Source organism: Chloroflexota bacterium, from assembly GCA_016875535.1.
Classification (GTDB): Bacteria; Chloroflexota; Dehalococcoidia; order SHYB01; family SHYB01; genus VGPF01.
The window spans coordinates 41,490-47,552 of the sequence record VGPF01000014.1 but is presented as its reverse complement, the minus strand read 5'-3'; the positions used below and the strand labels follow the sequence as shown (position 1 = coordinate 47,552).

4 protein-coding genes are annotated in these 6,063 nt (G+C 63.1%); 2 read left to right on the top strand and 2 right to left on the bottom strand.

The genetic code is table 11. The annotated features are described in order from the left end of the window. Positions 1–312 precede the first annotated feature (312 nt). Complete coding sequence (locus FJ039_05920) at positions 313–1,026, top strand: ABC transporter ATP-binding protein (GenBank protein ID MBM4405705.1); 714 nt, start codon at positions 313–315, stop codon at positions 1,024–1,026. A 240-nt stretch (positions 1,027–1,266) separates the two neighbouring features. Then, complete coding sequence (locus FJ039_05915) at positions 1,267–4,431, top strand: ABC transporter permease (GenBank protein ID MBM4405704.1); 3,165 nt, start codon at positions 1,267–1,269, stop codon at positions 4,429–4,431. A gap of 25 nt (positions 4,432–4,456) precedes the next feature. On the opposite strand, the gene FJ039_05910 is transcribed toward FJ039_05915, so the two are convergent. After that, a complete protein-coding gene (locus FJ039_05910; protein ID MBM4405703.1) occupies positions 4,457–4,828 on the bottom strand; it encodes a hypothetical protein in 372 nt (123 codons plus the stop codon). Positions 4,829–4,980: 152 nt separating this feature from the next. Beyond that, positions 4,981–5,922: a hypothetical protein gene (locus FJ039_05905; GenBank protein ID MBM4405702.1), complete on the bottom strand. Its 942-nt coding sequence runs from the start codon at positions 5,920–5,922 to the stop codon at positions 4,981–4,983. Between the last annotated feature and the right edge of the window lie 141 nt (positions 5,923–6,063).

Sequence of the window (6,063 nt, the reverse complement as noted above, 5' to 3'; positions counted from 1 at the left end):
CTTCAGCGCCATCGGCTACCTGCCACCAGCGGAGTATGAGGCCACCAACGGTGCTATACCGGCCCCGGCAAGAGCCGGGACTCAATAAACGAGCCCTCCATCAAACCCGGGGCGGTTCACAGCCCAAGCCGATGACAGAATCTTACGAAATCAGCCAATATCAATGCTGACAGTTATCCATTGAGGACATTGTACTGCCACGCGAAAGGTCAACCTCACCCACTACTTAAGGAATTGTCGAAAGTTCGTGCTTGCCCTACAATTGTGAACGCCCTCACGAGCCGCCCCTTTTCCTGGAAGCGCGAGGTTCACATGACCACCACCGTCAAGACCGATTCCATCATCGTCGCCACCGGCGTGAAGAAGACCTACGATACGGGCAAGGTGAAGGTCGCGGCCCTGCAGGGCGTTGACCTGACTATCACCCGGGGCGAAATGGTCGCCATCATGGGTCCCAGCGGCTGCGGCAAGACCACGCTCCTCAACTGCCTCTCCGGCCTGGACGATGTGGACGAAGGCGGCTCCATCAAGATCTCCGGCAGCGAGCTGACCACGATGTCAGACAACCAGAAGACCACCTACCGCGCGCGGCAGATGGGCTATATCTTCCAATCGTACAACCTCCTGCCGGTGCTGACGGCCCTGGAGAACGTGGAGCTGCCGATGCTCGTCTCCGGCGCGAACCCCAAGGAGACGCGGGAGAAGGCGATGAAGGCGCTGACGCTGGTGGGCCTTGCCGACCGGGCGAAGCACTACCCCGCCGAGCTCTCCGGCGGCCAGCAGCAGCGCGTCGCCATCGCGCGGGCGCTGGTGAACGATCCCGAGATCGTGTGGGGCGACGAGCCGACGGGCAACCTGGACACCACGAACTCGAAGGAGATCATGGACCTCCTGGTTCAGCTCAACAAGCAGAACAACCAGACCTTTGTCCTGGTCACCCATGATGACTCGGTCGCGGCGCGGGCCCATCGCATCATCCGGATGCGGGACGGCGTCATCGTCAACGAGAGCCGGAACAGCAGGTAAGTTCAAAGTGTTCGCGACTTTGGTCTCTTCAAACAGGCTAACTAATGGGTGGAAGTGGGTCCGCTCCACCCCCTCTCTCCCCTGGCGGGAGAGAAGTAAAGAGAGGGGGATTTCGGCGCAACCTGCGCCGGACGTCTCCTCGGCCAAAGGCAGTGTGGCGCACCGCCCTTCCCGCATCGAGGGACTAAAACAGAACAACACCCTCTCCTCTCGGGCTACGCTCGAGTTCCTCTCCCATCGATGGAGAGGAGGAGCGGAGGCCTTGCCCCTCTTTGGGGCGACGCTTTCACGGAGCGAAGGGGATACACTGCCATGAAGGAACTCTTCGGCACGCCCATGAGCTCCATCGCGATGGGGCTGGGCGTCCTCTTCGTCATCATCGCGGCCGTCGTTGCCTACATCGCCGTCCGCTCGCCCATCGTGGCGCGGATGGGCGTCCGCAACGTCCCCCGCCGCAAGACGCAGACGGCCCTCATCGTCGTCGGCCTCATGCTGGCGACGGCGATCATGGCCAGCGCCTTCACCACCGGCGATTCGATCTCCTACAGCATCGAAGGCTCGGTGAAGGACAGCCTCCGCACGCTGGACCAGGTGGTGCGCGTGGACCGCGATGCCCCCAAATGGGAGGGCAAGCCCACGCCCGAGCGCTTCGCCGCCGCGGATGTGGAGGCCATCGTCAAGGCGCTGGACAGCGACCCGGATGTGGATGGCGTCCTGCCCGTTCTGACGGAGAACGTCGCGGCCATCAACGTGGCGGGCCGGCATTTCGAAGTGAACGTCATGATCACGGGCCTGGATCCGGCGCGGGCGGCGACGTTCGAGCAGTTGAGACTGCGGGATGGCCGCCCCGTGGACCTTGCGTCCCTCGCCCCAGGCGAAGTCTACCTCGATTCCAAAGGCGCCGAACGGCTGAAGGCGCAGGCGGGCACGGCGCTGGGCGTCCCCAGCGGGCCGGGGGCCATCGGCCGGCTGACGGTGAAAGGGATCGTGGACGGCTACTACTTCAAGCGGGATGAGACGAAGGCCGTTCTGATGCTCTCCCTGGCCGAGGCGCAGAAGTTCCTCAGCCACCCAGGCGAGATCTCCTACATCCTCATTTCGAACAAGGGCGACGTGGACTCCGGCGTGGAGAGGACAGCGGCGGTGCAGCAACGCATCAAGGATGCCCTCGCCACCGCAGGCTCCCAGGCGCGGGAGGCGGAGGAGCACCGCGCCCCCCTGGGCGATACGGGCCTGGAGGTCTTCGGCCTCAAGGCCGATCTGATTGACCTGGCGAACCTCATCGCCACCATCTTTGTCAGCTTCTTCACCACCTTCGGCCTCTTCTCCATCGGCGTCGGCATCCTGCTCATCTTCCTCATCTTTTCCATGCTTGCGGCGGAGCGGAAGAGCGAGATGGGCATGGCGCGCGCCATCGGCATGAAGCGCGGCCACCTCATCCGGATGTTCGTGATGGAGGGGGCCGTCTACAGCTTCGGCGCGGCCATCGTGGGGGCCATCGTGGGCATGCTGGTGGGCTGGGGGCTGGTGGCGGCGGTGGCCAATGCCTTCGCCGAATCAAGCGAGACGGAGGACTTCAAGCTCATCTTCCACGCGACGCCCGGCAGCGTCATGGTGGCCTTCTTCATCGGCATCATCGTCACCTTCATCACCGTCGCCATCGCCTCCTGGCGCATCAGCAAGCTGAACATCGTCCGCGCCATCCGCGATGTGCCGGAGCCGAAGCTCGTGAAGGAAGGACGCCGGACGCTTATCTGGGGCATCATCTTTATCCTGCTGGGACTCTTCATCGCCCTCAACGGCTGGAATGCGCGGAATATCGCGGGCTTCCGCGTCGGCCTCTCCATCCTGCCCTTCGGTATCGCCAACATCCTCCGCTACCGCGGCGTCTCCTCCCGGGCCGTGTGGAGCGCCGTCGGCATCGTGCTCATGGTCTACTGGCTCCTGCCCACCAAGGCCGTGCGCTTCGGCAGGGACGATTGGAACGTGGATATCTCCATCTTCTTCATCTCCGGCGGCATGGTGGTCACGGGCGCGGTGATGGCCCTGATGAACAACGCCGATTTCATCCTTGGCGCTGTGATGAAGAGCCTGGGCCAGTTCCGCCGCCTGGCCCCTATCGTGAAGAGCGCCGTCTCCTATCCCTTGCGCTCCGCCTTCAGGACGGGCCTCTCCGTGGCGATGTTCGCCGTCGTCGTCTTCTCCATTGTGGTCATGTCCACCCTCACTTTCAGCTTCGAGAAGCTCTTCGACGATACGGAGCGCATCGCGGGCGGGTACGACGTCATCGCCATCTCCCAGGGCGAGATCAATCCCATCGCCGATGTGAGCGCGGCGATCAACGGCAACCCGGACCTGGCCTTCGTGACCAGGGTGAACGGCCTGCCCTCCGTGGGCGGCCTGCGCACTATCCTCACCGCCAAGGCCAAACTGGCTGATGGCGAGAGGGAGCTGAAGAACGCTATCCTCAGCGGCGTGGACCCGAACTTCATCGCCTCCAACAACTTCCGCATCGAGCTGGCGACGGAGGATTTCAAGAAAGGGGAGGGCTTCGATGCCCCCGCTGTGTGGGAGACGCTGCAGAAGCGCCCCGGAACGGCGCTCGTCAACTCGCTGCTGGTGCCGACACGCGCGAACTTCGGCCGGCAGTTCCTGGGGGACGGCTTCCGCCTTGACCCGGAGGGCCTCTACATAGAGAACGAGGTCATGGACCCTGTGAAGGTCACGGTGCAGGATGCGAAGTCCGGGAAGAGCGTGGAGCTCACGGTCGTCGGTGTGGTGGACGACCTGGCGTCGCAGTTCTTCATGCCCTTCGGTATCTATGCCTCATCGGAGACGCTGCAGAAGGCCTTCGAGCGCGATATCCCGCTGACGAGCCTCTTTATCCACGTGAGCCCCGGCACGCCCGACGCCGCGAGCCGCGTGGAGGCGGCCTTCTTTCAGAACGCGATGGACACCATAGACATCGCAGAGCGGATAGACGAGTCCCGGGCGCAAAATATCGCCTTCAACAACCTATTGACGGGCTTCATGGCCCTAGGCCTGGTGGTGGGCGTGGCGGCCCTGGGCGTCATCAGCGCCCGGGCGGTGGTGGAGCGCCGCAAGCAGATCGGCGTGATGCGGGCCATCGGCTTCTCGCGCCGCATGGTGCAGACGACCTTTCTCTTGGAATCGTCCTTCATCGCCCTGCTGGGCATCGCCGTCGGCCTGATCCTGGGCCTCATCACCTCGATCAACGTGATGACCGATGTGAAAGAGAATGAGCCGAACGTGCAGCTGGTCATCCCGTGGATGCGGCTCGTGGTGATTGTGGTGGGCTCGTACCTCTTCTCCTGGCTCACCACATACCTGCCTGCCCGCCAGGCCGCCAGGGTTGACCCGGCGGACGCCCTGCGGTTCGAGTAGGGCGCGTGAGGCGCGCCCATGGCCCCTACTTCTTCACTTTTACGGTGACGTAGTAGCCTGATGTCGCGATGGTCACGGCCGGTGAGATCGTGATCGAGACATCCGTGGCCGTTGAGCTGAGGGAGGCGCTTGCGCTTCCACTGCTTGAGGATGCGCCGGAGGTGACCGTTGCCAGAACCCTGTACGTCCCCGAGGTTGAGCAGGCGACCCTGGCCGTAAAGCTGCTGATGGTCCCCGAGCCGTTGATGACGCCCTTGGAGAGCGTGCAGCTGGGCACGGAATCAGTCCCGCCGCCGAGGCGGTTGCTGGAGCCGGTGATGCCGGTGGCGTAGATCTGGGTCCCGATGACGGCCGCCACGGCGATGGCTAACAAGATACGCAGGCGACTCACCTTCATGGCTTCCGCCTAGCCCGGCTCATAGACCAGCACCAGTGTTGGGGCGTTGGCAATGGTGCCGTTATTGGACGTAAAAGTGATCGTGCCCGTCGTCGTCTCGTCCGTCTTTTTCAGGAGCCATCCGCTGGCGGCGCCGTTCCGGACGTCGGTCGTCACATTAAAGCTGACCTGCGTGCCGGCAGGCGGGTTCGCGCCCGGATTGACCGCCGTGGCAGTGGCGCTGCGGACATCTGAAAGACCGCCGTTGGCCGTCCAGTTTTACCGATATTATCGGACGTGTTGTTAGTGTTGGAGTCCACCGCGTTGTTCCAAGTGACACCCGAACCGGCGCAAGAGGAGCCGGTGCAGGCGCCTTGCGTCCATGCGCTGCCGGGGGAGGTGAGGTTGAAGGCTTGGACCGTAAGGGTGTGGCCATTGGTCCAGGTAGCGGTTGCTGCCACAGTGAGCGTCAGCGTTGCGCTTTGAAGCCCATTGGTCCCGACGTTGGAGAGGTCAAAGCCGAGGAGCGCCCGATCAATCGGGCTTGTGGCGGCGACGCTGAGAGTGGTCGCGGCCCCGAAGTTCGTGTTCGCGACGGCTGAGCGTATCGTGGCATCTTTTGTAGTTTTGAGGGTCTCCGTGAGGCCGACAACGACCTTTGCCACCCGTTGATACGTTGGGAATGCCGAGGCGATAGTGCTGGTTACCGCAAAGCTGCCTGAACCCGTGCTCAGCGTGGTTGTGGCTGTCTTGAGCGTGCCGCCTGCCGAATCCTGGAGCGTCGCCTTGATGACGCTCGAATCGTTGGTGGCGGTGCTGCTCTTGGAGCCCTGAAAGCCCACTGCGGTGATACTGGTGCCCGATACGGTGAAGGTGACGCCGTTGAAGCGGTTGATATGCCCTGAGTTGAAGAGCGTTGATGTAAAGGTCAACGCCGAATCGGTCCCGGAGTTAACGACAGGGTCGCCTTTCACGGTGACAGAGGCGGCGAAGATGGGGCCGATCACGGCAAGCAAAAAGACCCCAATCACGGCGGCGGCGACTGCGTAGAGCCCCCATCGCCGCCCTTGCGGCTGTTCCGAAGTGTGCGGTTCTTGAGCCTGTGGTTCTTCCATTGGCCTTCGGCTAGCTAGCGCGCGAACGGAGAGCGGATGCGTTGCCCCAGGGCCTATCGCCCGGGTAACGCATATCTTTTGCACCACTTCCATTCTAGCCCACCGCTCTTTTCGGCAAGGCTTCGTGCGGGTATGAAGTGG

Excerpts from the sequence above, each read along its gene's own strand:
- FJ039_05920 (MBM4405705.1), top strand. The coding sequence starts at position 313 with ATGACCACCACCGTCAAGACCGATTCCATCATCGTCGCCACCGGCGTG.
- FJ039_05915 (MBM4405704.1), top strand. The coding sequence starts at position 1,267 with ATGGAGAGGAGGAGCGGAGGCCTTGCCCCTCTTTGGGGCGACGCTTTC.
- FJ039_05910 (MBM4405703.1), bottom strand. The coding sequence starts at position 4,828 with ATGAAGGTGAGTCGCCTGCGTATCTTGTTAGCCATCGCCGTGGCGGCC.
- FJ039_05905 (MBM4405702.1), bottom strand. The coding sequence starts at position 5,922 with ATGGAAGAACCACAGGCTCAAGAACCGCACACTTCGGAACAGCCGCAA.